Here is a 25968-nt window from a genome sequence, read left to right on the forward strand (position 1 = left end):
AAGGCGGTCGGAGCGGCATCGTACGGATGCCGCTCCGACCGCCTCTTCATGCGGGCCCGCCTCAGACAGTCCCGTCTGGCACAGGCCCGCCTCGCGGCACTCAGCCGGTCAGGGCCAGCGCCTCCAGCCTCGGCACCAGCGACGCGGGCGAGGGCATCGACCCGATCTCCTCCCGGACCTCCCGCGCCACCGCCGACAGCTTCTCGTCCGACAGCAGCCTCCGCAGCACCACCGGATCCAGATCGTCCGCCGTGCCGTTCAGCCCCGCGCCCCGGTCGCCGACCGCCCCGGCGTTGATCCCCCGGTCCGCGCCGTCGGGCAGGACCAGCTGCGGCACACCCGCGTTGAGCGCCGCCATCGTCGTACCCGCGCCCCCGTGGTGCACCGCCGCGTCACACCTCTCCAGCAGCGCCGTCAGCGGCACCCATCCCACGACCCGCACATTGTCCGGGAGCGTGCCCAGCGCCGCCGTGTCCACCTCGCCCAGCGCCAGCACGAACTCCGCGTCCACCTCCGCGGCGGCGGCCACCAGCCGCTGCACCGGCCCCAGCCCGTTGATGTGCACCGTCGCCGTGCCCAGCGTCACCCCCACCCGGGGCCTTCGGCGCTCGTCCAGCAGCCAGTCCGGCAGCACGGCACCGCTGTTGTACGGAACCGGCCGCATCGACCAGCCGTCCCGCTCCGGCTCCACCATGCTCGGCGGCGCGATGTCCAGCGTCGGCACCCGCTCGGCCACGCTCTCCACCCCGTGCCGGGCCATCGTCTCCGTCAGCATCGACACGGTCAGCTCCCGCAGCTGGGTGCCGCGCGCGAAGCCGAAATTGTGCTGAACGGCCGGAACGCCCAGCCGCGCGGCGGCGATCAGCCCCGCCACGAAAATCTGCTCGAACACGATCAGATCGGGCTTGAAACGGTCGGCGGTCCGTACGATTCCGTCCGCCAGGCTCTCATTGAGATGGGCGAAGAGCCGCAGACCGTCCATCGGATCGATCTCCCCGGGCTGCCGCAGCCGCGCGATCAGCTCCCCGGCCGTCGACTGGAGGAAGTCCTCCAGGACGAACCCGGGGGAGACGTCCGCCACATGCAGACCGGCGTCCGCCGCCTTCAGCGCGTCACCCGCGCTGGCGACCAGGACGTCATGGCCCGCCGAGCGCAACGCCCAGGCCAGCGGAACAGTGGGAAAAACATGGCCGATGGCCGGATAGGTCACGAACAGCACGCGCATGGAAAAGCGTTCCTCCCGTATAGCCGCGTATTTGCGATGCCGGAGATTCAGCCGACAAAGAGACAGTGTCGAAATTCTTGCAATTACCTGCCCTCGAAGGGCATCCTGATGCAGTCGTGAGCATCGCGTCAAGGAATCACCCAAGGCTATTGGATAAGGGTCCGTAGGGGGTTGTTAGGGGTTTTTCCCACCCCTTTCCCATGGAAGGGTTACCTCTGGTCTTGGATTCTCATTCCGGGGGTATGGAGCGCGCGATGTTGAACGAGTCCCAGGATTTCGCAGCCGAAATCAATGTCGCCTCCGGGGCCGAGGGAACCGCCGAAGGAACCACTGAGGGAACCCGGGACGCCGGCGGCGAGGGACAGACATCGTGGCAGCGCCGGCTGACCGGCCTCGCCGAGACCGAACAGCACGCCGCGCTGCTGGAATGGGTCACCTCGCTGGTCTCCGCCGCACTCCGGGACGCCGCCCCCGCCACGCTCGACCCCCACCGCCCCTTCCTGGAACTGGGCTTCGACTCGCTCGCCGCCGTCGACCTGCACAGCAGGATCACCGCCGGGACCGGACTGCGACTGCCCGTCACCCTCGCCTTCGACCACCCCACCCCCGCCGCTCTCGCCCGCCGGCTGCACGGCGAGATCCTCGGCCTGACCGGCCCCGCCGGCCCGCCCGTCACCGCCGCCCTCGGCAGTGACGAACCCATCGCCATCGTCGGCATCGGCTGCCGCTTCCCCGGCGACGTCCAGACCCCCGAAGCCCTCTGGGACCTCGTCGCGGCCGGCGCCGACGCCATCTCCGAATTCCCCACGGGCCGCGGCTGGGACCTCGACGCGCTGTACGACCCCGACCCCGACAAGTCCGGTACGAGCTACACCCGCGAGGGCGGATTCCTCCACGACGCCGACCAATTCGACGCGGCATTCTTCGGGGTCTCCCCGCGCGAAGCGCTCGCCATGGATCCGCAGCAGCGACTTCTCCTCGAAACCTCCTGGGAGGCATTCGAGCGGGCGGGTGTCGACCCGACTGCCGCACACGCCAGCCAGGTCGGCGTCTTCGTCGGCGTCGAGACCCAGGAATACGGTCCCCGGCTTGAGGACGCGGTCGACGGATTCGAGGGATACCTCGTCACCGGAAACGCGGCGAGCGTCGCCTCCGGCCGTATCGCCTACACCTTCGGATTCGAGGGCCCGACGGTCACCGTCGACACCGCCTGCTCCTCCTCGCTGGCCGCCCTCCACCTCGCCGTACAGGCGCTGCGTACCGGCGAATGCTCCCTCGCCCTCGCCGGCGGAGCCGCCGTCATGGCGAGCCCCGGCTCGTTCGTCTCCTTCAGTCGTCAGCGCGGCCTCGCAGCCGACGGCCGCTGCAAGCCCTTCGCCGCCGCCGCCGACGGCACCGGCTGGGGCGAGGGCGTCGGCATGCTCCTCGTCGAGCGGCTCTCCGACGCGCGCGCCAACGGCCACCAGGTCCTCGCCGTCGTACGCGGCTCCGCCATCAACCAGGACGGCGCGTCCAACGGACTCACCGCCCCCAGCGGACCCTCCCAGCAGCGCGTCATCCGCCAGGCCCTGGCCAACGCGCGCCTGACCGCCGAAGACGTCGACGCAGTCGAGGCGCACGGCACCGGAACCAAGCTCGGCGACCCGATCGAGGCACAGGCCCTGCTCGCCGCCTACGGCCAGGACCGCCCCGAGGACCGCCCGCTCTGGCTCGGCTCCCTCAAGTCGAACATCGGCCACACCCAGGCCGCCGCCGGAGTCGCGGGCATCATCAAGATGATCATGGCGATGCGGCACGGAGTCCTCCCGAAGACCCTGCACGTCGACGCGCCCACCCCCCATGTCGACTGGGAGTCCGGCGCGGTCTCGCTGCTCACCGAGGCACGCCAGTGGCCCGCAGGCGACCGCCCGCGCCGGGCCGGCGTCTCCTCGTTCGGCATGAGCGGCACCAACGCCCACGCCATCATCGAAGAGCCGGACGCCGAGGACGCCGCCGCCCGGAACCCCCTCCGGGGCGACGACGACCAGCCGGGTGCCGACACCGGTACCGGCACGGGAGCGCTTCTCCCCTGGGCCCTGTCCGCCAAGACCCCGGAAGCCCTGCGCGCGGCGGCCCGCCGGCTCCGCGCCCACGTCGAAACGGAACCCGAGGCCACTGCCTCGGCCGCCGACATCGGCCACTCACTGGCCGCCACCCGAGGCGTCTTCGCCCACCGCGCCGTCGTCCTCGGCGACGACCGCGAGACACTGCTGCGCGGCCTCGACGCCCTCGCCGAGGACACCCGGACCCCGGCCCAGACCCCGGCCCTCGTCCAGGGCGCGCCCGCCCCGGGCAAGCTCGCCCTCCTCTTCACCGGCCAGGGCAGCCAGCGGCTCGCGATGGGCCGCGAGCTGTACGAGGCGTACCCCGTCTTCGCCGACGCGCTCGACGACGCGTGCTGGCACCTCGACGATCAGCTGGAACTCCCCCTTCTCGACGTCCTCTTCGCCGACGAGGACACGGAGGAGGCCGCCCTCCTCCACCAGACCGCCTACACCCAGCCCGCGCTGTTCGCGGTCGAGGTGGCGCTGTTCCGGCTGGTGGAGAGCTGGGGTGTGCGTCCCGACTTCCTGTCCGGTCATTCGATCGGTGAGATAGCGGCTGCTCATGTGGCGGGGGTGTTCTCGCTGGAGGACGCGTGCACGCTGGTGGCGGCTCGTGGGCGTTTGATGCAGGCGCTGCCTTCGGGTGGCGTGATGGTCGCCGTCCAGGCCTCGGAGGAAGAGATTCTCCCGCTGCTGACCGATCGCGTGAGCATCGCCGCGATCAACGGTCCGCAGTCGGTCGTGATCGCAGGCGACGAGGACGCGGCGACCGCCATCGTGGCGTCCTTCGAGGCCCAGGGCCGGAGGACCAAGCGCCTTACGGTCAGTCACGCGTTCCACTCGCCGCACATGGACGGCATGCTGGCGGAATTCCTCCGGGTGGCGCAGCTCCTCGACTACTCGGCACCCACCATCCCCGTCGTCTCCCTCCTCACCGGGCGCGGCGCGAGCGCCGACGAGCTGTGCTCCCCCGAGTACTGGGTGCGCCACGTCCGTGAAGCCGTCCGCTTCCTCGATGGCATGCGGACCCTCTCGGAGAGCGGCGTCGGCACCTTCCTCGAACTCGGCCCCGGCGCGGTCCTCACCGCCATGGCACAGGACTGCGTGGACACGTCCGCCACCGCCTTCGTCCCCGCCCTGATCCTCGGCCGCGCCGAGCAGGACACCCTCCTCACCGCCGTCGCCCGGGCCCATGTCCGGGGAGCCGCCGTGAACTGGCAGGCGCTCTTCGACGGTACCGGCGCGCGGCGCGTCGATCTCCCGACGTACGCCTTCCAGCGCGCCTCCTACTGGATGGACTCGCGCCCCACCGCCTCCGGCCCCACCACCCACGCCGCCGACCCGGCCGACCGCGCCTTCTGGGACGCGATCGAGCACGAGGACGTCGCCGGCCTCGCCGCCGAGCTGGATGTGGACAGCGACGCATCCATCAGCGAGCTGATCCCGGCTCTGTCGGCGTGGCGTCGCAGGCACCGTGTGCAGTCGGAGGTGGATGCCTGGCGTTATCGGGTGTCGTGGAAGCCGTTGGGTGAGGTTTCTGGTGCTGGGTTGTCGGGTGTGTGGCTGGTGTTGGTGCCGGCGGGTGTCGATGACTCGACCGTGGTTGGCGCTTTGGCGGGTCGTGGTGCTGAGGTCCGGCGTGTGGTGGTTGAGCCGGGTGCGGATCGTGAGGTGCTGACGGCTCTGCTGGCTGAGGCTGATGCCGGTTCTGTTTCTGGTGTGGTGTCGTTGCTGGCTTTGGACGAGGTGTCCGGGCTGGTGTCGACGGTGTGTGTGGTGCAGGCGTTGGGTGACGCTGGTGTGGGTGCGGCGTTGTGGTGTGTGACGCGTGGCGCTGTGTCGGTGGGTCGTTCCGACCGGTTGGTGTCGTCGCTTCAGGCGTGTGTGTGGGGTCTGGGCCGGGTGGCTGCTCTGGAGGTTCCCGAGCGCTGGGGCGGCCTGATCGACCTCCCCGCTGTTCTGGACGATCGCGCCGCTACTCGCCTGGTCGGGGTGCTCGCCGGTCAGGCTCAGGGCGAGGATCAGGTCGCGGTTCGTTCGTCGGGTGTGTTCGGCCGACGTCTGGTGCGTGCTCCTCGTACTGCGGGTGCTGTGGGCTGGGTGCCGGGTGGCACGGTGTTGGTCACGGGCGGTACGGGCGCGTTGGGTGGTCGGGTCGCCAGGTGGTTGGCGGGCGCGGGTGCTGAGCGTCTGGTGCTGACGAGCCGTCGGGGCCTGGATGCCCCGGGGGCTGTCGAGCTGGTCGCGGAGCTGGCCGATCTGGGTGTTCAGGCGGATGTCGTGGCGTGTGACGCCGCCGACCGCGATGCCCTGCGTGCGCTGTTGTCCTCGGTGTCGGGTTCGCTGACGGCTGTGGTGCATACGGCGGGTGTCCTGGACGACGGCGTACTCGATGCGCTGACCCCGGACAGGTTTGAGAACGTCCTGCGCGCCAAGGCTGTCTCGGCCCTGCATCTGCATGAGCTGACGGGCGAACTCGGTATCGAGCTGGACGCCTTCGTCCTCTTCTCCTCCGTCACAGGAGTTCTCGGCGCGGGCGGTCAGGGCAACTATGCCGCAGCGAATGCTTATCTGGATGCTTTGGCGGAGCAGCGTCGTGCTGATGGTCTGGTGGCGACGTCGCTGGCGTGGGGTCCGTGGGCGGACGGCGGCATGGCCGCCGACGACGCTCTCGACGCACGCATGCGCCGTGAGGGCATGCCCCCCATGTCGCCCGACTCCGCGATCACCGCGCTTGAGCAGGCCGTCGGTTCCTCAGATGCCGCTCTGACCGTCGCTGACATCGACTGGGACCGTTTCGCGTCCATCGTCACGGCAGTGCGCCCTCAGCCCTTGATCGCCGACTTCGTCACCGGTGCCGAGGGCGCGGCCGCCGTCACCGGCCGAGGCGCGGTGGTCACGGGCGCTGACGTCATGGGCACCGTGGTCGGACAGCTGGCCGGGCTGACCGAGGCCGAGCAGGAGCGTGAGCTGCTGGGGTTGGTGCGTACGCATGTCGCGGCTGTTCTCGGTCACGAGGGTTCGGATGCGGTCGGTGCGGAGCGGGCGTTCAAGGAGCTGGGCTTCGACTCGCTGACGGCGGTCGAGCTGCGGAACCGGCTGGGCGCGGCGACCGAACTGCGCCTCCCGGCCACGTTGATCTACGACTATCCGACGTCGGCGGCTCTCGCGGAGTATCTGCGCGGTGAGCTGGTGGGCAGTGTGCGGGTCGCTGACACGCTGCTTCCCGCCGTGGTCACCACCGATGACGATCCGATCGCGATCGTGGCGATGAGCTGCCGCTTCCCCGGTGGCGTACGCACCCCGGAAGACCTCTGGCAGCTGTTGGTGAACGGTGGGGACGCTGTCGCCGAGTTCCCGGCCGACCGTGGCTGGGAACTGGACCGGCTCTACAGCGCGAACCCCGACCAGCCGGGCACGACCTACACCCGCGAAGGCGGCTTCCTCTACGAAGCCGCCGACTTCGACGCGGACCTTTTTGGTATCTCGCCGCGTGAGGCGCTGGCGATGGACCCTCAGCAGCGTCTCCTTCTTGAAACCTCCTGGGAGGCGTTCGAGCGGGCGGGCATCGACCCCTCGTCCCTGCGCGGCAGCCAGGCGGGTGTCTTCGTCGGCACCAACGGCCAGGACTATCTCTCCCTGGTCGCGCGCGAAGCGGACGGCCTCGAAGGCCATGTCGGCACGGGCAACGCCGCGAGCGTGGTATCCGGACGGATCTCCTACGCGTTCGGCCTCGAAGGCCCGGCGATCACCGTCGACACCGCCTGCTCATCGTCGCTCGTCGCGCTCCACCTGGCCGTTCAGTCGCTGCGCAACGGCGAGTGCACAGTGGCGCTGGCCGGTGGTGTCACCGTCATGTCCACACCCGATGCCTTCATTGACTTCAGCCGTCAGCGTGGTCTTGCCGAGGACGGTCGGATCAAGGCGTTCGCGGCGGCTGCCGACGGTACGGGCTGGGGCGAGGGCGTCGGCATGCTGCTCGTGGAGCGCCTCTCCGATGCCCGCGCCAAGGGCCACCCGGTCCTCGCCGTGGTCCGTGGCTCGGCGATCAACCAGGACGGCGCGTCCAACGGTCTGACCGCCCCGAATGGTCCTTCCCAGCAGCGCGTCATCCGCCAGGCCCTGGCCAGCGCCGGTCTGTCCGCCGCTGATGTGGACGCGGTGGAGGCGCACGGCACGGGCACCCGGCTCGGTGACCCGATCGAGGCACAGGCCCTGCTCGCCACGTACGGCCAAGGCCGCCCGGCCGGTCAGCCGGTGCTGCTGGGCTCGGTGAAGTCGAACATCGGGCACACGCAGGCGGCTGCCGGTGTCGCGGGCATCATCAAGATGGTGCTGGCGATGCGGTACGGGGTGCTGCCGCAGACTTTGCACGTCGACGCTCCGACTCCTCATGTCGACTGGTCGACCGGTGACATCTCCCTGCTGACGGAGGCGGTGGAGTGGCCGGAGACCGGCCGACCGCGCCGCGCGGGCGTGTCGTCCTTCGGCCTGAGCGGCACCAACGCCCACACCATCATCGAAGAGGCACCCGCACTCGCAACGGCCGACGCGGAGAACCCCCAGAACGGCACCACCCCGCCGGCACTGCCCCTCGTCCTCTCCGCCCGGAACACCACAGCCCTCCGCGCCCAGGCCGAGCGCCTCGCTTCCTTCCTGACGGCCCACCCGACCGCCACCGTCGGTGACATCGCCCACTCCTTGGCCACCGGCCGCGCCCCGCTGGAGACCCGCGCGGTCCTCGTCGCCACTCTCGGCGACCGCGACACCCTTACTTCAGCCCTGCGCGACCTCGCCGCCGGCCGTCAGGCTCCCGGCCTTACCGAGGGCACGACCACTGACGGAGGACTCGCCTTCCTGTTCACGGGGCAGGGGAGTCAGCGGCTGGGGATGGGCCGTGAGCTGTACGAGGCGTATCCGGTGTTCGCGGACGCGTTGGACGCGGTATGCGCCCAGTTCGCTTCCGATCTGCTGTTGAAGGAAGCGCTGTTCGGCGACGAGAGCGGTGCTCTCGATGAGACGGCGGTGACGCAGCCGGCGTTGTTCGCTGTTGAGGTGGCGTTGTTCCGGCTGCTGGAGAGCTGGGGCGTGCGTCCCGACTTCCTGTCTGGTCATTCGATTGGTGAGATCGCGGCTGCTCATGTGGCGGGGGTGTTCTCGCTGGCTGATGCGTGCACGCTGGTGGCGGCTCGTGGGCGTTTGATGCAGGCGCTGCCCACGGGTGGTGTGATGATCGCGGTCCAGGCCTCGGAGGAGGAGATCCTTCCGCTCCTCACGGACCGGGTGAGCATCGCGGCGATCAATGGTCCGCGGTCGGTCGTGATCGCGGGTGACGAGAGCGCTGCTCTCGCCGTGGTCGAGCAGTTCGCCGACCGTAAGTCGAAGCGTCTTACGGTGAGTCACGCGTTCCATTCGCCGCACATGGACGGGATGCTCGCCGACTTCCGCGAGGTCGCCGAGACGCTTTCGTACGGCAGTCCGGCGATTCCGGTCGTCTCGAACCTGACCGGTGCCCTGGTCACGGACGAGATGGGCTCGGCGGACTTCTGGGTGCGCCATGTCCGCGAGGCGGTGCGTTTCCTCGACGGTGTCCGTGCGCTGGAGGCTGCCGGGGTCACCTCGTACGTGGAACTCGGCCCGGACGGGATCCTCTCCGCCCTCGCCCAGGACTGCGCCGAGCGTACGGACGCTGCTTTCGCGCCCGTACTGCGTGGCAGCCGCTCCGAGGCGGAGACGGTCGTCACGGCTCTCGCCCAGATGTACACGCGCGGCATCGTGGTGGACTGGGAGGCGTACTTCGCCGGCACCGGTACCCGCCGAGTCGATGTGCCCACCTATGCCTTCCAGCGGCAGCGCTATTGGCCGGAGGCGGCCCTGTCGGGCATCGCATCCGTCAGCGGTGTGGTCGATGCGGTGGATGCTCGGTTCTGGGATGCGGTGGAGCGTGAGGATCTCTCGTCTCTGGTTGCTGAGCTGGGTGTGGGTGAGGAGTCGCTCGGGGAGTTGGTTCCGGCTCTGTCGGCGTGGCGTCGGGATCGGCGTGTGCAGTCGGAGGTGGATGCCTGGCGTTATCGGGTGTCGTGGAAGCCTTTGGCGGATGTGTCGGGGGCTGGGTTGTCGGGTGTGTGGCTGGTGTTGGTGCCGGCGGGTGTCGATGACTCTGCTGTGGTTGGCGCTTTGGCGGGTCGTGGTGCTGAGGTCCGGCGTGTGGTGGTTGAGCCGGGTGTGGATCGTGAGTCGCTGACGGCTCTGCTGGCCGAGGCTGATGCCGGTTCTGTGTCTGGTGTGGTGTCGTTGCTGGCTTTGGACGAGGTGTCCGGGTTGGTGTCGACGGTGTGTGCGGTGCAGGCACTGGGTGACGCTGGTGTTGTGGCCCCGCTGTGGTGTGTGACGCGTGGCGCGGTGTCGGTGGGCCGTTCTGACCGTTTGGTGTCGCCGCTTCAGGCGCGTGTGTGGGGTCTGGGCCGGGTGGCTGCTTTGGAGGTTCCCGAGCGCTGGGGCGGCCTGATCGACCTCCCGGCTGTTCTGGATGATCGTGCGGCTGCTCGTCTGGTGGGGGTGCTCGCGGGTCGGGGCCGGGGTGAGGATCAGGTCGCGGTTCGTTCGTCGGGTGTGTTCGGCCGACGTCTGGTGCGTGCTCCTCGTGCTGCGGGTGCTGTGGGCTGGGTGCCGGGTGGCACGGTGCTGGTCACGGGCGGTACGGGTGCTTTGGGTGGTCGGGTCGCCAGGTGGTTGGCGGGTGCTGGGGTTGAGCGTCTGGTGCTGACGAGCCGTCGGGGCATGGACGCTCCCGGGGCTGCGGAGCTGGTCGCGGAGCTGGCCGGGCTGGGTGTTGAGGCTGAGGTGGTGGCGTGTGACGCCGCCGACCGTGACGCTCTGCGTGTACTGCTGTCAACCGTTGCGGGTTCGCTGACGGCTGTGGTGCATACGGCGGGTGTCCTGGACGACGGTGTGCTCGATGCGCTGACGCCGGACAGGTTTGAGAACGTCCTGCGCGCCAAGGCTGTTTCGGCTCTGCATCTGCATGAGCTGACGGGTGAACTCGGGATCGAGCTGGACGCCTTCGTCCTGTTCTCCTCGATGAGCGGCACGGTGGGTGCGGCCGGTCAGGGCAACTACGCGGCTGCGAATGCCTATCTGGATGCTTTGGCGGAGCAGCGTCGTGCTGATGGTCTGGTGGCGACGTCGCTGGCGTGGGGTCCGTGGGCGGACGGTGGCATGGCCGCTGACGACGCTCTCGACGCACGCATGCGCCGCGATGGAGTGCCGCCGATGCCGGCGGGCCGTGCGATCACGGCGCTCAGCCAGGCCGTGGGAGGCGATGACGCGGTTCTCACCGTGGCTGATGTCGCATGGGATCGATTCCTCTCGGGCTTTACCGCCGGACGGCCGAGCGAGCTGTTCGCCCAGCTGCGCGAAGTCCGCGAGACCCGCGTCGCGCACTCCCGTGCCCAGACGGCACACGAGTCGGACTCCGACCGTTCGCTCTCCCTCGCCGGGCGGCTGTCCGCCCTCGCACTCGTTGAGCAGGAGCGTGAGCTGCTGGGGTTGGTGCGTACGCATGTCGCGGCTGTTCTCGGTCACGAGGGTTCGGATGCGGTCGGTGCGGAGCGGGCGTTCAAGGAGCTGGGCTTCGACTCGCTGACGGCGGTCGAGCTGCGGAACCGGCTGGGCGCGGCGACCGAACTGCGCCTCCCGGCCACGTTGATCTACGACTATCCGACGTCGGCGGCTCTCGCGGAGTATCTGCGCGGTGAGCTGGTGGGCAGTGTGCGGGTCGCTGACACGCTGCTTCCCGCCGTGGTCACCACCGATGACGATCCGATCGCGATCGTGGCGATGAGCTGCCGCTTCCCTGGCGGCGTACGCACCCCGGAAGACCTCTGGCGGCTTCTCGCGGACGGTACCGATGCCGTCGCCGAGTTCCCGGCCGACCGTGGCTGGGACCTGGACCGGCTCTACAGCGCGAACCCCGACCAGCCGGGCACGACCTACACCCGCGAAGGCGGCTTCTTCGAGGGGGCTGCGGACTTCGACCCCGCCTTCTTCGGGATCTCGCCGCGCGAGGCGCTGGCGATGGACCCTCAGCAGCGTCTCCTTCTTGAAACCTCCTGGGAGGCGTTCGAGCGGGCGGGCATTGACCCCTCGTCCCTGCGCGGCAGCCAGGCCGGTGTCTTCGTCGGCACCAACGGCCAGGACTACCTCTCCCTCATCACCCGCGAACAGGACGGCCTGGAAGGCCATCTGGGTACCGGCAACGCGGGCAGCGTCATGTCCGGCCGGGTCTCCTACGCCCTGGGCCTGGAGGGTCCGGCGGTCACGGTCGACACGGCCTGCTCGTCGTCGCTCGTCGCGCTGCACTGGGCGATTCAGTCGCTGCGTAACGGCGAGTGCACGATGGCGCTGGCCGGTGGTGTCACCGTCATGTCCACGCCCGAGAACTTCATTGACTTCAGCCGTCAGCGCGGCCTCGCCGAGGACGGTCGTATCAAGGCGTTCGCGGCGGCGGCCGACGGTACGGGCTGGGGCGAGGGTGCTGGCATGCTGCTCGTGGAGCGGCTCTCCGATGCCCGGAAGAACGGTCACCCGGTCCTCGCGGTGGTCCGTGGCTCGGCGGTCAACCAGGACGGCGCGTCGAACGGGCTGACGGCTCCGAACGGGCCTTCGCAGCAGCGCGTGATCCGTCAGGCGCTGGCGAGCGCCGGGCTTTCGACCACGGATGTGGACGCGGTGGAGGCGCACGGCACGGGCACCCGGCTCGGTGACCCGATCGAGGCACAGGCGCTCCTCGCCACCTACGGCCAGGGCCGGTCCGAGGACCGTCCGCTGCTGCTGGGCTCCATCAAGTCCAACATCGGTCACACGCAGGCCGCGGCGGGTGTCGCGGGCATCATCAAGATGGTGCTGGCGATGCGGAACGGGGTGCTGCCGCAGACTTTGCACGTCGACGCTCCGACTCCTCATGTCGACTGGTCGACCGGTGACATCTCCCTGCTGACCGAGCAGACGGAGTGGCCGGAGACCGGCCGTCCGCGCCGCGCGGGCATCTCCTCGTTCGGTATCAGCGGTACCAACGCGCACACCATCATCGAGCAGGCCCCGGATGCCGACGCCGAGCAGGCCCCGGCATCCGCCGTCCCCACGGCCGGGACCCTCCCGTACGTCCTCTCCGCGAAGAGCCCGGAGGCCCTGCGTGCCCAGGCGACGGCGCTCCGGACACACCTGGAGACCATCGCCGAGACGGGCCGTTTCGACGCACTTGATCTGGCCTTCTCGCTTGCCACCTCCCGTGCTCACCTCGACCACCGCGCGGTGTTGACCGCCGCCGGTCCCCAGGAACTCACGGACGTACTCACGAGCCTGGCCGACGGCGAGACCTCACCCCGGATCACCGCCGGTACGGTGAGCGACGGCCGTACTGCCTTCCTGTTCACTGGGCAGGGGAGTCAGCGGCTGGGGATGGGCCGTGAGCTGTATGAGGCGTATCCGGCCTTCGCGGACGCGTTGGACGCGGTGTGTGCCCAGTTCGCTTCCGATCTGCCGTTGAAGGAAGCACTGTTCGGCGACGAGAGCGGTGCTCTCGACCAGACGGCCGTCACTCAGCCCGCGCTGTTCGCTGTGGAGGTTGCCCTCTTCCGGCTCCTGGAGAGCTGGGGCGTACGCCCCGACTTCCTGTCCGGTCATTCGATCGGTGAGATCGCGGCTGCGCATGTGGCGGGGGTGTTCTCGCTGGAGGATGCCTGCACCCTGGTGGCGGCGCGTGGTCGCCTGATGCAGGCGCTGCCCACGGGTGGCGTGATGATCGCCGTCCAGGCCTCGGAGGAGGAGATCCTCCCGCTCCTCACGGACCGCGTGAGCATCGCCGCGATCAACGGCCCGACGTCGGTCGTGATCGCGGGTGACGAGAGCGCCGCTCTCGCCGTGGTCGAGCGGTTCCCGGAACGGAAGACCAAGCGCCTGACGGTCAGCCACGCGTTCCACTCGCCGCACATGGACGGCATGCTCGCCGACTTCCGCGAAGTCGCCGAGGGACTCTCGTACGACAGCCCGACGATCCCGATCGTCTCCAACCTGACCGGTGCACTGGTCGGCGACGACATGTCGACCGCCGAGTTCTGGGTACGCCACGTCCGTGAAGCCGTCCGTTTCCTCGACGGCATACGCGTCCTCGAAGCCGCCGGGGTCACCACCTACCTCGAACTCGGCCCCGACGGCGTGCTCTCGGCCATGGCGCAGAACTGTGTGGTCGGTGACGGCGGCGCATTCGCCGCGGCGCTGCGCGGCGGTCGCCCCGAGGTGGAGACGGTCGTCGCCGCTGTCGCGCGGGCGTATGTACGCGGGGTGACCGTGGAGTGGCCCGCGTTCTTCGCCGGTGCCGGTGCCGGTGCCGGTGCGCGGCGCGTGGAGCTGCCGACGTACGCCTTCCAGCGGCAGCGGTACTGGCCCAGCGCGGCGGCTCTCGCGGACATGGGTGACCCGGCGGCGATCGGGCTCGGTGAGGCCGGGCATCCGCTGCTGGGTGCGGCGGTCGCGCTCGCCGACTCGGAGGGGCTGCTCTTCACGGGCCGGCTGTCGTTGGAGACGCACCCCTGGCTCGCGGACCACGCCATCCTCGGCAGCGCTCTGCTGCCGGGCACCGCCTTTGTCGATCTGGCGATCCGCGCTGCTGACCAGGTCGGCTGCGACACGGTGGAAGAGCTGACGCTGCAAGCGCCGCTCGTCGTCCCCGAACGCGGCGGAGTGCAGCTCCAGCTTGTCGTGGAGGCTCCCAGCGGCCCCGGGCAGCGGCCGTTCAGCGTTCACTCCCGCAGGCAGGACGCCCTGGCGGAGGAGCCGTGGACGCGTCACGCCTCCGGTGTGCTGGCGTCCGGCGTACGGGAGGAGCTGTCCGAAGGGTTCGGCGAGCTGGCGGCCGAGTGGCCGCCCGCCGGGGCCGACCCGGTGGATGTCCAGGATTTGTATGAAGAGCTGACGGACGGTGGTGTCGCGTACGGGCCGCTGTTCCAGGGGCTGAAGGCCGCATGGCGGCGGGACGGCGAACTGTTCACCGAGGTCGCCCTGCCGGGTGACGCCCGGCGTGAGGCCGCCAGGTTCGGGCTGCATCCCGCCCTGCTGGACGCCGGTCTGCACGCGATCGGCCACGGAGTCTCCGACCGCACCACGGCCGGAGCCCTGCTGCCGTTCGCGTGGGCCGGGGTCTCGCTGTACGCGGTGGGGGCGTCCTCGCTGCGCATGCGGCTGACCGAGCACTCGCCCGGCGATCCGCACACCCTCGCGCTGTGTGTCGCGGACGAGAACGGCCGCCCGGTGGCGTCCGTGCGGTCGCTCACCCTCCGTACCGCGTCGGCCGACCAGATCCGCGCGGCCGACGGCGGGCACCTGGAGTCGCTGTTCCGGGTGGAGTGGACGCCGCTGACGGGCGGCGCTGTCCCGGCCCCGGCCCAGGCGGCGGACGCCACGGCTCAGGGCCGGCGCTGGGCCGTGCTGGGCCCGGACGTGTTCGGGCTGGCCGGGGCCGGAGCAGAGGTGTCGGAGTACATGGACGTCGCGGCGCTCGGCGCGATGCTGGCGGAGGGCGAAGAACTGCCCGAAGCCGTCTTCGTACCCTTTGTCGACATGTCGGACGATGAGTCGGCCGCTTCGACGCATGCGGCTGTTCAGCGCGCGTTGTCGCTGACGCAGGTGTTGCTGGCGGACGAGCGGTTCGCCGGTACCCCACTGGTGTGGCTGACCTCGGGCGCCGTGGCCACGGCCGCCGAAACCGGCGTGCGGGATCTCGCGGGCGGCGCGGTCCGGGGCCTGCTGCGCTCGGCGCAGTCGGAGAACCCCGGCCAGCTGGTCATGATCGACCTCGACGAGGACACGGCCTCGATCGCCGCCGTACCCGCCGCGCTGGCGTCCGGGGAACCGGAGTCCGCGATCCGCGCCGGTGAGATCAGTGTGCCGCGCCTGACCCGGGTTCCTTCGGCGCACGCCTCCGACGAGCGGCCGGACGTCCTCGGCGCGGCCGACGGCACCGTCCTGGTGACGGGTGCCACCGGCACCCTGGGCCGGCTGTTCGCCCGCCATCTGGTGACGGCGTACGGAGCGAAGCGGCTGCTGCTCACCAGCCGTCGAGGCCCGGAGGCTCCTGGCGCGACCGATCTGTATGAAGAACTGACCGGCCTTGGCGCGGCTGTCACCGTCGCGGCCTGTGACCTGGCCGACCGCGACGCGCTCACCGCACTCCTTGAGACGGTGCCCGCCGAACATCCGCTGTCGGCCGTGGTGCACACGGCGGGCGTACTGGACGACGGTGTGCTCGCCTCCCTGACCGCCGAGCGAGTGACGGCGGTGCTGCGGCCGAAGGTGGACGCGGCGTGGAATCTGCATGAGCTGACCCGGGGCCTCGGACTGTCGGCGTTCGTCCTGTTCTCGGGGGCCGCCGCGGCCTTCGGCGCGGCGGGACAGGCCAACTACGCGGCGGCGAACGCCTTCCTGGAGGCCCTCGCCGAGCGCCGCCGGGCCGAGGGCCTGCCGGGCACGGCGCTGGCCTGGGGCCTCTGGGCCCCGCAGGAAGGCGGCATGGCCCAGCGCCTCGACGAGGTCGACCTGCGGCGTATCGCCCGCGACGGTGTCGGCGCTCTCTCCGGGGACGAGGGCCTGGCGCTCTTCGACACCGCGATGACGGTGGACACCCCGGTACTTCTCCCGATGCGGCTGGATCTCGCCGTACTGCGTGCGCAGGCGGTGTCGGCCGGCGAGGTTCCCGCGCTGCTGCGCGGCCTGGTACGGGTGCCGTCGCGCCGAGTGGTCGAATCGGGCACGGCATCCGGCGGCGCTTCACCGCTGGCGGCACGGCTGCTGGGCCTGCCCGCCGCCGAGCGTGAGGACGTGCTGCTTGACCTGGTGTGCGCGCGGGTGGCCGAAGTCCTCGGTCATACGGGCGCGCAGGCCATCGAGGCGGAGCGAGCTTTCAAGGAGCTGGGCTTCGACTCGCTGACGGCCGTCGAGCTGCGCAATGTCCTGAAGACGGAGACCGGTCTACGACTTTCGGCCACACTGGTCTTCGACTATCCGTCCCCGCTCGCCCTCGCACGGCACCTCCTTGAGGAACTGACCGCGAGCGCGGCGATGACGGCCGCACCCCACACTCCGCGCGTGTCTCCCCCCACCGCCCCGACCGGCGACGACCCGATCGTGATCGTCGGCATGGGCTGCCGGTTCCCGGGCGGAGTGCGATCGCCCGAGGAGCTGTGGCAACTGGTCGCGACCGGCGGAGACGGCGTCAGCCCCTTCCCGTCGGACCGTGGCTGGGACCTGGAGTCGCTGTACCACCCGGACCCGGATCACACGGGGACGTCCTACACCCGCGAAGGCGGCTTCCTGCACGACGCGGCCGACTTTGACCCCGCCTTCTTCGGGATCTCGCCGCGTGAGGCGCTGGCGATGGACCCTCAGCAGCGTCTTCTCCTCGAAACCTCCTGGGAGGCCTTCGAGCGTGCCGGAATCGACCCGGCGACGCTGCGCGGCAGCCGTACCGGCGTCTTCGCCGGTGTCATGTACCACGACTATGTGACCGGCATCGCCGACGGCGGTGAGCTGCCCGAGGGCGTCGAGGGATACATCGGCACCGGCAACGCGGGCAGCATCGCCTCCGGCCGGCTCGCCTACACCTTCGGTCTGGAGGGTCCGGCGGTCACCGTCGACACGGCCTGCTCGTCCTCGCTGGTCGCGCTGCACTGGGCGATCCAGGCGCTGCGCAGCGGCGAGTGCGACATGGCGCTCGCCGGCGGCGTGGCGATCATGTCCACGCCCGAGACCTTTGTCGACTTCAGCCGTCAGCGCGGCCTCTCGGTCGACGGCCGTTGCAAGTCCTTCGCGGCGGCTGCCGACGGTACGGGCTGGGGTGAGGGTGTTGGCATGCTGCTGGTGGAGCGGCTGTCGGACGCGCGGCGCAATGGTCATCCCGTGCTGGCGGTGGTCCGTGGTTCGGCGGTCAATCAGGACGGCGCTTCGAACGGTCTGACGGCTCCGAACGGTCCGTCTCAGCAGCGGGTGATCCGCGAGGCCCTGGCCAGCGCCGGGCTTGCTGCCGCTGATGTGGACGCGGTGGAGGCGCACGGGACGGGCACCCGGCTGGGCGACCCGATCGAGGCTCAGGCGCTGCTCGCGACCTACGGGCGGGAGAAGTCGGCGGAGCGCCCGCTGTGGCTGGGTTCCATCAAGTCGAACATCGGGCACACGCAGGCTGCCGCCGGTGTCGCGGGCATCATCAAGATGGTCATGGCGATGCGGTACGGGGTGCTTCCCCGGACGCTGCACGTCGACGAGCCTTCGCCGCAGATCGACTGGGAGGCCGGTGAGGTCTCGCTGCTGACGGAGGCGGTGGAGTGGCCTGAGACCGGCCGTCCGCGCCGCGCGGGTGTGTCGTCCTTCGGCATCAGCGGCACCAACGCTCACACCATCATCGAGCAGGCCCCGGAGAGCGCCCCGGCCACGGCCACCCCCGAGTCGGCCACACCGCCGCTCCTGCCGTGGGTCCTCTCCGCGAAGGGCGAAGACGCCCTGCGGGCACAGGCCCACCAGCTTCGGTCGTACATTCTCTCCGCACCGGAACCGCGTCCGCTGGACGTCGCCCACTCTCTCGTGGTCGGCCGTGCGTCCTTCGAGGACCGCGCGGTGGTGGTGGCTGACGGGCGTGAGGGTTTCCTCGCGGGGTTGGCTGTGCTGGCTGGTGGTGGTTCCGCCGCTGGTGTGGTTGAGGGTTCTCCGGTGGGTGGGAAGTTGGCGTTCCTGTTTACGGGGCAGGGGAGTCAGCGGCTGGGGATGGGTCGTGAGCTGTACGGCGTGTATCCGGTGTTCGCCGAGGCTCTGGATGAGGTGTGTGCTCGGTTCGCTTCCGATCTGCTGTTGAAGGAAGCGCTGTTCGGCGACGAGAGCGGTGCTCTCGATGAGACGGCGGTGACGCAGCCGGCGTTGTTCGCGGTTGAGGTGGCGTTGTTCCGGCTGCTGGAGAGCTGGGGTGTGAAGCCGGACTTCCTGTCCGGTCATTCGATTGGTGAGATCGCGGCTGCTCATGTGGCGGGGGTGTTCTCGCTGGCTGATGCGTGCACGCTGGTGGCTGCTCGTGGGCGTTTGATGCAGGCGCTGCCCACGGGCGGTGTGATGATCGCGGTCCAGGCCTCGGAGGAGGAGATCCTTCCGCTGTTGACCGATCGGGTCAGCATTGCCGCGATCAATGGTCCGCAGTCGGTGGTGATCGCGGGTGACGAGAGCGCTGCTCTCGCTGTGGTCGAGCAGTTCGCCGACCGCAAGTCCAAGCGTCTTACGGTCAGCCACGCGTTCCACTCGCCGCACATGGACGGGATGCTTGCCGACTTCCGCGAGGTCGCCGAGACCCTTTCGTACGGCAGTCCGACGATTCCGGTCGTCTCGAATCTGACCGGTGCCCTCGTCACGGATGAGATGGGATCGGCGGACTTCTGGGTGCGCCATGTCCGCGAGGCGGTCCGTTTCCTGGACGGTGTCCGCGCACTGGAGGCTGCCGGGGTTACCTCGTACGTGGAACTGGGTCCGGACGGGGTCCTCTCCGCCCTCGCTCAGGAGTGCGTCGAGCACGCTGAGGCCGCCGCCTTCCTGCCGGTTCTGCGGAAGGGGCGTTCCGAGGCGGAGACGGTTGTCACCGTCCTTGCTCAGGCGCATGTGCGCGGGGTGGCTGTGGACTGGGTCGCGTTCTTCGCCGGAAGCGGTGCGCGGCGGGTCGATCTGCCGACGTACGCCTTCCAGCGGCAGCGCTACTGGCTTGAGTCGGCTGACGCGGCACAGAGGCCGGTTGTCGCTGATGAGCTGGACGCCCGTTTCTGGGACGCGGTGGAGCGGGAAGACCTGGAGTCGCTGGTCGCCACTGTCGAAGGCGAAGACGAGAGTGCTTGGAGCAGCGTGCTTCCGGCTCTGTCGGCGTGGCGTCGGGATCGGCGTGTGCAGTCGGAGGTGGATGCCTGGCGTTATCGGGTGTCGTGGAAGCCTTTGGCGGATGTGTCGGGTGCTGGGTTGTCGGGTGTGTGGCTGGTGTTGGTGCCGGCGGGTGTCGATGACTCCGCTGTGGTTGATGTTCTGGCGGGTCGTGGTGCTGAGGTCCGGCGTGTGGTGGTTGAGCCGGGTGTGGATCGTGAGGCGCTTGCCGGTCTCCTGACCGAGGCTGATGCCGGTTCTGTGTCTGGTGTGGTGTCGTTGCTGGCTTTGGACGAGGTGTCCGGGTTGGTGTCGACGGTGTGTGCGGTGCAGGCGCTGGGTGACGCTGGTGTGGGTGCGGCGTTGTGGTGTGTGACGCGTGGCGCGGTGTCGGTGGGTCGTTCCGACCGGTTGGTGTCGCCGCTTCAGGCGCGTGTCTGGGGTCTGGGCCGGGTCGCGGCTCTGGAGGTCCCCGAGCGCTGGGGCGGCCTGATCGACCTCCCCTCCGTTCTGGACGATCGCGCCGCTGCTCGCCTGGTCGGGGTGCTCGCCGGTCAGGCTCAGGGCGAGGATCAGGTCGCGGTTCGTTCGTCGGGTGTGTTCGGCCGGCGGTTGGTGCGTGCTCCTCGCGCTGCGGGTGTGTCGTCGTGGATGCCGGGTGGCACGGTGTTGGTCACGGGCGGTACGGGCGCGTTGGGTGGTCGGGTCGCCAGGTGGTTGGCGGGTGCGGGTGCTGAGCGTCTGGTGCTGACGAGCCGTCGGGGCATGGATGCCCCGGGCGCGGTGGAGCTGGTCGCGGAGCTGACCGATCTGGGTGTTGAGGCGGATGTCGTTGCCTGTGACGCCGCTGACCGTGACGCTCTGCGTGTACTGCTGTCCACGGTGTCGGGTTCGCTGACGGCTGTGGTGCATACGGCGGGTGTCCTGGACGACGGCGTGCTCGATGCGCTGACACCGGACAGGTTTGAGAGCGTCCTGCGCGCCAAGGCTGTCTCCGCGTTCCATCTGCATGAGCTGACGGGTGAACTCGGGATCGAGCTGGACGCCTTCGTCCTGTTCTCCTCGATGAGCGGCACGGTGGGTGCGGCAGGTCAGGGCAACTACGCGGCTGCGAATGCTTATCTGGATGCTTTGGCGGAGCAGCGTCGTGCTGATGGTCTGGTGGCGACGTCGCTGGCGTGGGGTCCGTGGGCGGACGGCGGCATGGCCGCCGACGACGCTCTCGACGCACGCATGCGACGCGAGGGGCTGCCTCCCATGTCGCCCGACGCGGCGCTGACGGTTCTGGGCCGGAGCGTTGGTTCCGGTGATCCGGCTCTGCTGGTGGCCGATGTGGAGTGGGATCGGTTCGCGCCCGCGTTCACGGTCGTGCGGCCCAGTGGCTTCCTTGGGGAGCTGTTCCGGCCTCGGTCCGCCGGGGGGAGCGCCGATACGGCATCGCCGGTGATGGAAGCCGGCACGCTGGCGGAGCGACTGGCAGCGCTTGGAGAGGCTGAGCGGCGGCGGGAGTTGCTGAGCCTGGTCCGTACGCATGTCGCCGCTGTCCTCGGTCACGAGGGTTCGGACACGGTGGGTGCCGAGCGGGCGTTCAAGGAGCTGGGCTTCGACTCGCTGACGGCGGTCGAACTGCGGAACCGTCTCGGCTCGGCGACGGGTGTACGGCTGCCGGCCACGCTGATCTTCGACTATCCGACGGCCGCCGCGCTCGCCGAGTATCTGCGTGATGAGCTGCTCGGCACCGAACAGGTCGCTGACACACTGCTTCCCGCCGTGGTCGCCACCGATGACGATCCGATCGCGATCGTGGCGATGAGCTGCCGTTTCCCCGGTGGCGTACGCACCCCGGAAGACCTCTGGCAGCTGCTGATGAACGGCGGGGACGCCATGGGCGAGTTCCCGGCCGACCGTGGCTGGGACCTGGACCGGCTCTACAGTCCCGACCCTGACAAGCAGGGCACGTTCTATGCCCGTGAGGGCGGATTCCTGTACGACGCTGCCGAGTTCGACGCCGACTTCTTCGGGATCTCGCCGCGCGAGGCCCTCGCCATGGACCCTCAGCAGCGTCTTCTCCTCGAAACCTCGTGGGAGGCGTTCGAGCGGGCGGGCATCGACCCCTCGTCCCTGCGCGGCAGCCAGGCGGGTGTCTTCGTCGGCACCAACGGCCAGGACTACGGTTCGACGCTGCGGACGATCCCGGACGGCATCGAGGGCTTTCTCGGGACGGGCAACGCGGCGAGTGTGGTCTCGGGCCGGCTGTCGTACGCCTTCGGCCTGGAAGGCCCGGCCGTCACGGTCGACACGGCCTGCTCGGCGTCGCTGGTGGCGCTGCACTGGGCGGTTCAGGCGCTGCGCAGCGGTGAGTGCGACATGGCGCTCGCCGGTGGTGTGACGGTGATGTCGTCGCCGGGTGCCTATATCGACTTCAGCCGTCAGCGTGGGTTGGCCGAGGACGGCCGGATCAAGGCGTTCGCGGCGGCTGCCGATGGCACGGGCTGGGGCGAGGGCGTCGGCATGCTGCTCGTGGAGCGGCTGTCGGACGCGCGGCGTAATGGTCACCCGGTCCTCGCGATCGTGCGTGGCTCGGCGATCAACCAGGACGGCGCGTCCAACGGTCTGACGGCCCCGAACGGCCCGTCTCAGCAGCGTGTCATCCGTCAGGCCCTGGCCAGCGCCGGGCTGGCTGCCGCTGATGTGGACGCGGTGGAGGCGCACGGGACGGGCACCCGGCTGGGCGACCCGATCGAGGCGCAGGCGCTGATGGCTACGTACGGCCGTGGGCGCATGGAGGGCCGTCCGCTGTGGCTGGGCTCGATCAAGTCGAACATCGGTCACACGCAGGCTGCGGCCGGTGTCGCCGGGGTGATGAAGATGGTGCTGGCGATGCGGTACGGGGTGCTTCCGCAGACCCTGCATGTCGATGAGCCGACTCCGCATGTCGACTGGTCGGCGGGCGACATCTCGCTGCTGACGGAGGCGGTGGAGTGGCCGGAGACCGGCCGTCCGCGCCGCGCGGGTGTGTCGTCGTTCGGCTTCAGCGGTACGAACGCCCACACCGTGCTGGAGCAGGCCCCGCCCGTGGTGGACGGCGCGGGGGACACCGAGCGGTCGCGCCCGGCCGGCCGGGCGCCGTGGGTGCTCTCGGCCAAGAGCGAGACGGCGCTGTGTGCGCAGGCCGAGCGACTGCGGACACGTATCGAGTCCGACCTCCTGCTTGAGCCGACGGATGTGGCGTACTCCCTGGCAACGTCGCGTGCGGCGCTGGACCGGCGTGCTGTGGTCGTGGCGACCGAGCGGGACGGTTTCCTGACCGCCTTGAAGGCGCTGGCGGCCGGCGAGCGGACGCCGGGGCTGATCCAGGGCACGGCCACTGACGGCGGTCTCGCCTTCCTGTTTACGGGGCAGGGGAGTCAGCGGCTGGGGATGGGGCGTGAGCTGTACGAGGCGTATCCGGTGTTCGCGGACGCATTGGACGCAGTGTGTGCCGGGTTCGCCGACGATCTGCCGTTGAAGGAAGCGCTGTTCGGAGACGAGAGCGGTGCTCTCGATGAGACGGCGGTGACGCAGCCCGCGCTGTTCGCGGTCGAGGTGGCCCTCTTCCGGCTCCTTGAGTCGTGGGGGGTGAAGCCGGACTTCCTGTCCGGTCATTCGATCGGTGAGATCGCTGCTGCGCATGTGGCGGGGGTGTTCTCGCTGGCTGATGCGTGCACGCTGGTGGCGGCACGTGGCCGGTTGATGCAGGCCCTGCCCTCGGGCGGTGTGATGGTCGCCGTGCAGGCCTCGGAGGAGGAGATTCTCCCGCTCCTCACGGACCGGGTGAGCATCGCGGCCATCAACGGCCCGATGTCCGTGGTCATCGCCGGTGACGAGGACGCCGCCGCGAAGATCACTGAGCAGTTCGGTGACCGGAAGACCAAGCGTCTTACGGTGAGCCACGCGTTCCACTCGCCGCACATGGACGGCATGCTCGCCGACTTCCGCGAGATCGCCGAGACGCTTTCGTACGGCAGTCCGACGATCCCGGTCGTCTCCAACCTGACCGGCACCCTCGTCACGGACGAGATGGGCTCGGCGGACTTCTGGGTACGCCATGTCCGCGAGGCCGTCCGTTTCCTCGACGGCGTCCGCGCCCTTGAAGCCGCCGGGGTTACCTCGTATGTGGAACTCGGCCCGGACGGGATCCTCTCCGCCCTCGCCCAGGAGTGTGCCGAGCACCCGGATACGGCGGCCTTCCTCCCCGTACTCCGCAAGGACCGCCCCGAGACCGAGACCCTCACCACCGCGCTCGCCCAAGCCCACACCCGGGGCATCGCCGTCGACTGGGACGCGTACTTCTCCGGTACCGGCGCACAGCGCGTCGACCTGCCCACGTACGCCTTCCAGCGCAAGCGCTACTGGCTGGAAGAGGCCCCGGCGGCGGCGGCCGACGAGAACGGCGGTGGGGCCCTGGCGGCGGCGGTGGACGCGCAGTTCTGGGCGGCGGTGGACAACGCGGATCTCGCCGCGCTCACCGCGACTCTGGACATCGACGCGGATCAGCCGCTGAGCGCTCTGATGCCGGCGCTGTCGGCGTGGCGGCGGCAGCAGCGGGAGCGGTCGGTGGTCGACGGCCGTCGCTACTCCGTCACCTGGAAGCCGATGACCGAGCCGGCCGTCTCCCGGCCCTCGGGGACCTGGCTCGTCGTGACGCCCGCGACCGGTGCCGACGATCTCCGGGCCGTGTCCGAAGCCCTTGTGGCGCACGGTGTGGACGTACGGCAGGTGACGCTCGACGAGGCCGTGACCGGGACCGGCACGGGGGGCCGGGAGGCCGTGGCCGAGCAGCTCGCCGACGCGCTCGCGGGCGGCCGGGCCGACGGCGTACTGTCCCTGCTGGCGCTCGCGGAGCACCCGCACCCGGCCCACCCGGCGGTTCCCGCCGGGCTGTTGCTGACCGGGGTGCTCGTCCAGGCGCTGGGGGACGCGGAAGTCGACGCTCCGCTGTGGTGCCTCACCTCCGGAGCCGTGGCGACGACCCCGTCCGACCGGATCAGGAGCGCCGCGCAGGCGCAGATCTGGGGCCTCGGCCGGGTTGTCGCGCTGGAGCACCCCGAGCGCTGGGGCGGTCTCGTGGACCTGCCCGGCACACTCGACGGACGTACCGCCGAGCGGGTGCTCGCCGTCCTCGCGGACGCGGGGGACGAGGACCAGATCGCGATACGGGCCGCGGGCCCGCTCGTCCGGCGCATCGGACACGCCCCGGTGGCGACGGCCGACTCCGGCGGCGCGGCGGGCCGCCCGCACTGGCGGCCCCGGGGCACGGTCCTCGTGACCGGCGGTACGGGAGCGCTCGGCGCGCATGTCGCCCGCTGGCTCGCGGCGAACGGCGCGGAGCACGTGGTTCTCGCGAGCCGTCGCGGACCGTCCGCACCCGGTGCGGACGCCTTGGTCGCGGAGGTCGCCGGGCTCGGCGGGCGCGCCACGGCGGTCGCCTGTGACGTGACCGACCGTGACGCGGTCTCCGCCTTGCTCGCGGACCTCGCCGAGGACGGACGGGGGAACGGGCGGGGGAGTGGACGGGAGAGCGGACTCACCGCCGTCTTCCACACCGCGGGCGCGGGCCAGTTCGCGCCGCTCGCGGAGACCGGCCCCGCCGATGTCGCCGACGTCGTCGCCGCCAAGGTCGCGGGCGCGGCGCACCTGGACGAACTGCTGGCCAAAACCGAGCTGGACGCCTTCGTGCTGTTCTCCTCCATCGCCGGTGTGTGGGGCAGTGGCGGGCAGGGCGCGTACGCGGCGGCCAACGCCCATCTCGACGCGCTGGCGCACCAGCGCCGCGACCGGGGAGCGAAGGCCACCTCGGTGGCCTGGGGCCCGTGGGGGCAGGGCGGACTGGTCGCCGACGACGAGGCGGCCGAGCAGCTGCGCCGCCGGGGACTGCCCGTCATGTCGCCGGAGCTGGCGATCGTCGCCCTCCAGCAGGCGCTGGACGGCGACGAGACCGCGCTGACGGTCGCCGACGTCGACTGGGACCTGTTCGTCCCCGCCTTCACCGCCGCCCGTCCCCGTCCGCTGATCGCCGACCTTCCCGAGGTGCGCCGCGCGCTCGCCGCGGAGCGGGAGGGCGGGCGCGCCGAGGCCGGTGAGCCCGCCGGATTCGAGGCGGAGCTGCGGGGCCTCAGCGGCCCCGACGCGGAACGGGCGGTGCTCGACCTCGTCCGCGCGCAGGTCGCCGATGTGCTCGGGCACGAGGGCGCGGCGACGATCGAGGCGGGGCGCGCCTTCAAGGAGCTGGGCTTCGACTCGCTCACCGCGGTCGAACTGCGCAACCGACTCAAGTCCGCCACCGGGCTGCGGCTGCCGGCCACCCTGGTCTTCGACTACCCGACGACGGCCGCGCTGGCCGCCCACATCCGGGCCGAACTCCTCGGCGAGGACATCGAACCGGGACTCCCGGCGCTCGCGGAGATCGACAAGCTGGAGTTCCTCCTCTCGTCGGTGCCCGAGGACACCACCGAACGCGCCCGTGTCACCGCGCGGCTCGAATCACTCCTCCAGAACTGGAACAAGGCAGAACGAGCGACCATCGGAGAGGACGAAGAGCTCGAAATCGAGTCGGCGTCCGCCGACGACCTCTTCGACATCATCAACAACGAATTCGGAAAAGCCTGACCTGATGACCGATCCGATGCCCGGCTCCATGCCTGAATCCATGCCTGAATCCATGCCCGACTCCGTGTCCGCACGTAT

The 25968-nt window shown here is 70.3% G+C and carries 2 protein-coding genes; one reads left to right on the forward strand and one right to left on the reverse strand.

Annotated features, from left to right (window positions below):
- Positions 1 to 100: 100 nt before the first annotated feature.
- Positions 101 to 1225 (reverse strand): nucleotide disphospho-sugar-binding domain-containing protein, encoded by a 1125-nt coding sequence (locus ABD371_RS31700; protein ID WP_344484713.1) that lies wholly within the window; start codon positions 1223 to 1225, stop codon positions 101 to 103.
- A gap of 254 nt (positions 1226 to 1479) precedes the next feature.
- On the opposite strand from ABD371_RS31700, the gene ABD371_RS31705 reads away from it, so the two are divergent.
- Complete coding sequence (locus tag ABD371_RS31705) at positions 1480 to 25890, forward strand: type I polyketide synthase (RefSeq protein ID WP_344484716.1); 24411 nt, start codon at positions 1480 to 1482, stop codon at positions 25888 to 25890.
- Positions 25891 to 25968: the final 78 nt, after the last annotated feature.

It is taken from the genome of Streptomyces amakusaensis, from assembly GCF_039532665.1.
GTDB lineage: Bacteria > Actinomycetota > Actinomycetes > Streptomycetales > Streptomycetaceae > Streptomyces > Streptomyces amakusaensis.

Excerpts from the sequence above, each read along its gene's own strand:
- ABD371_RS31700 (WP_344484713.1), bottom strand. The coding sequence starts at position 1,225 with ATGCGCGTGCTGTTCGTGACCTATCCGGCCATCGGCCATGTTTTTCCC.
- ABD371_RS31705 (WP_344484716.1), top strand. The coding sequence starts at position 1,480 with ATGTTGAACGAGTCCCAGGATTTCGCAGCCGAAATCAATGTCGCCTCC.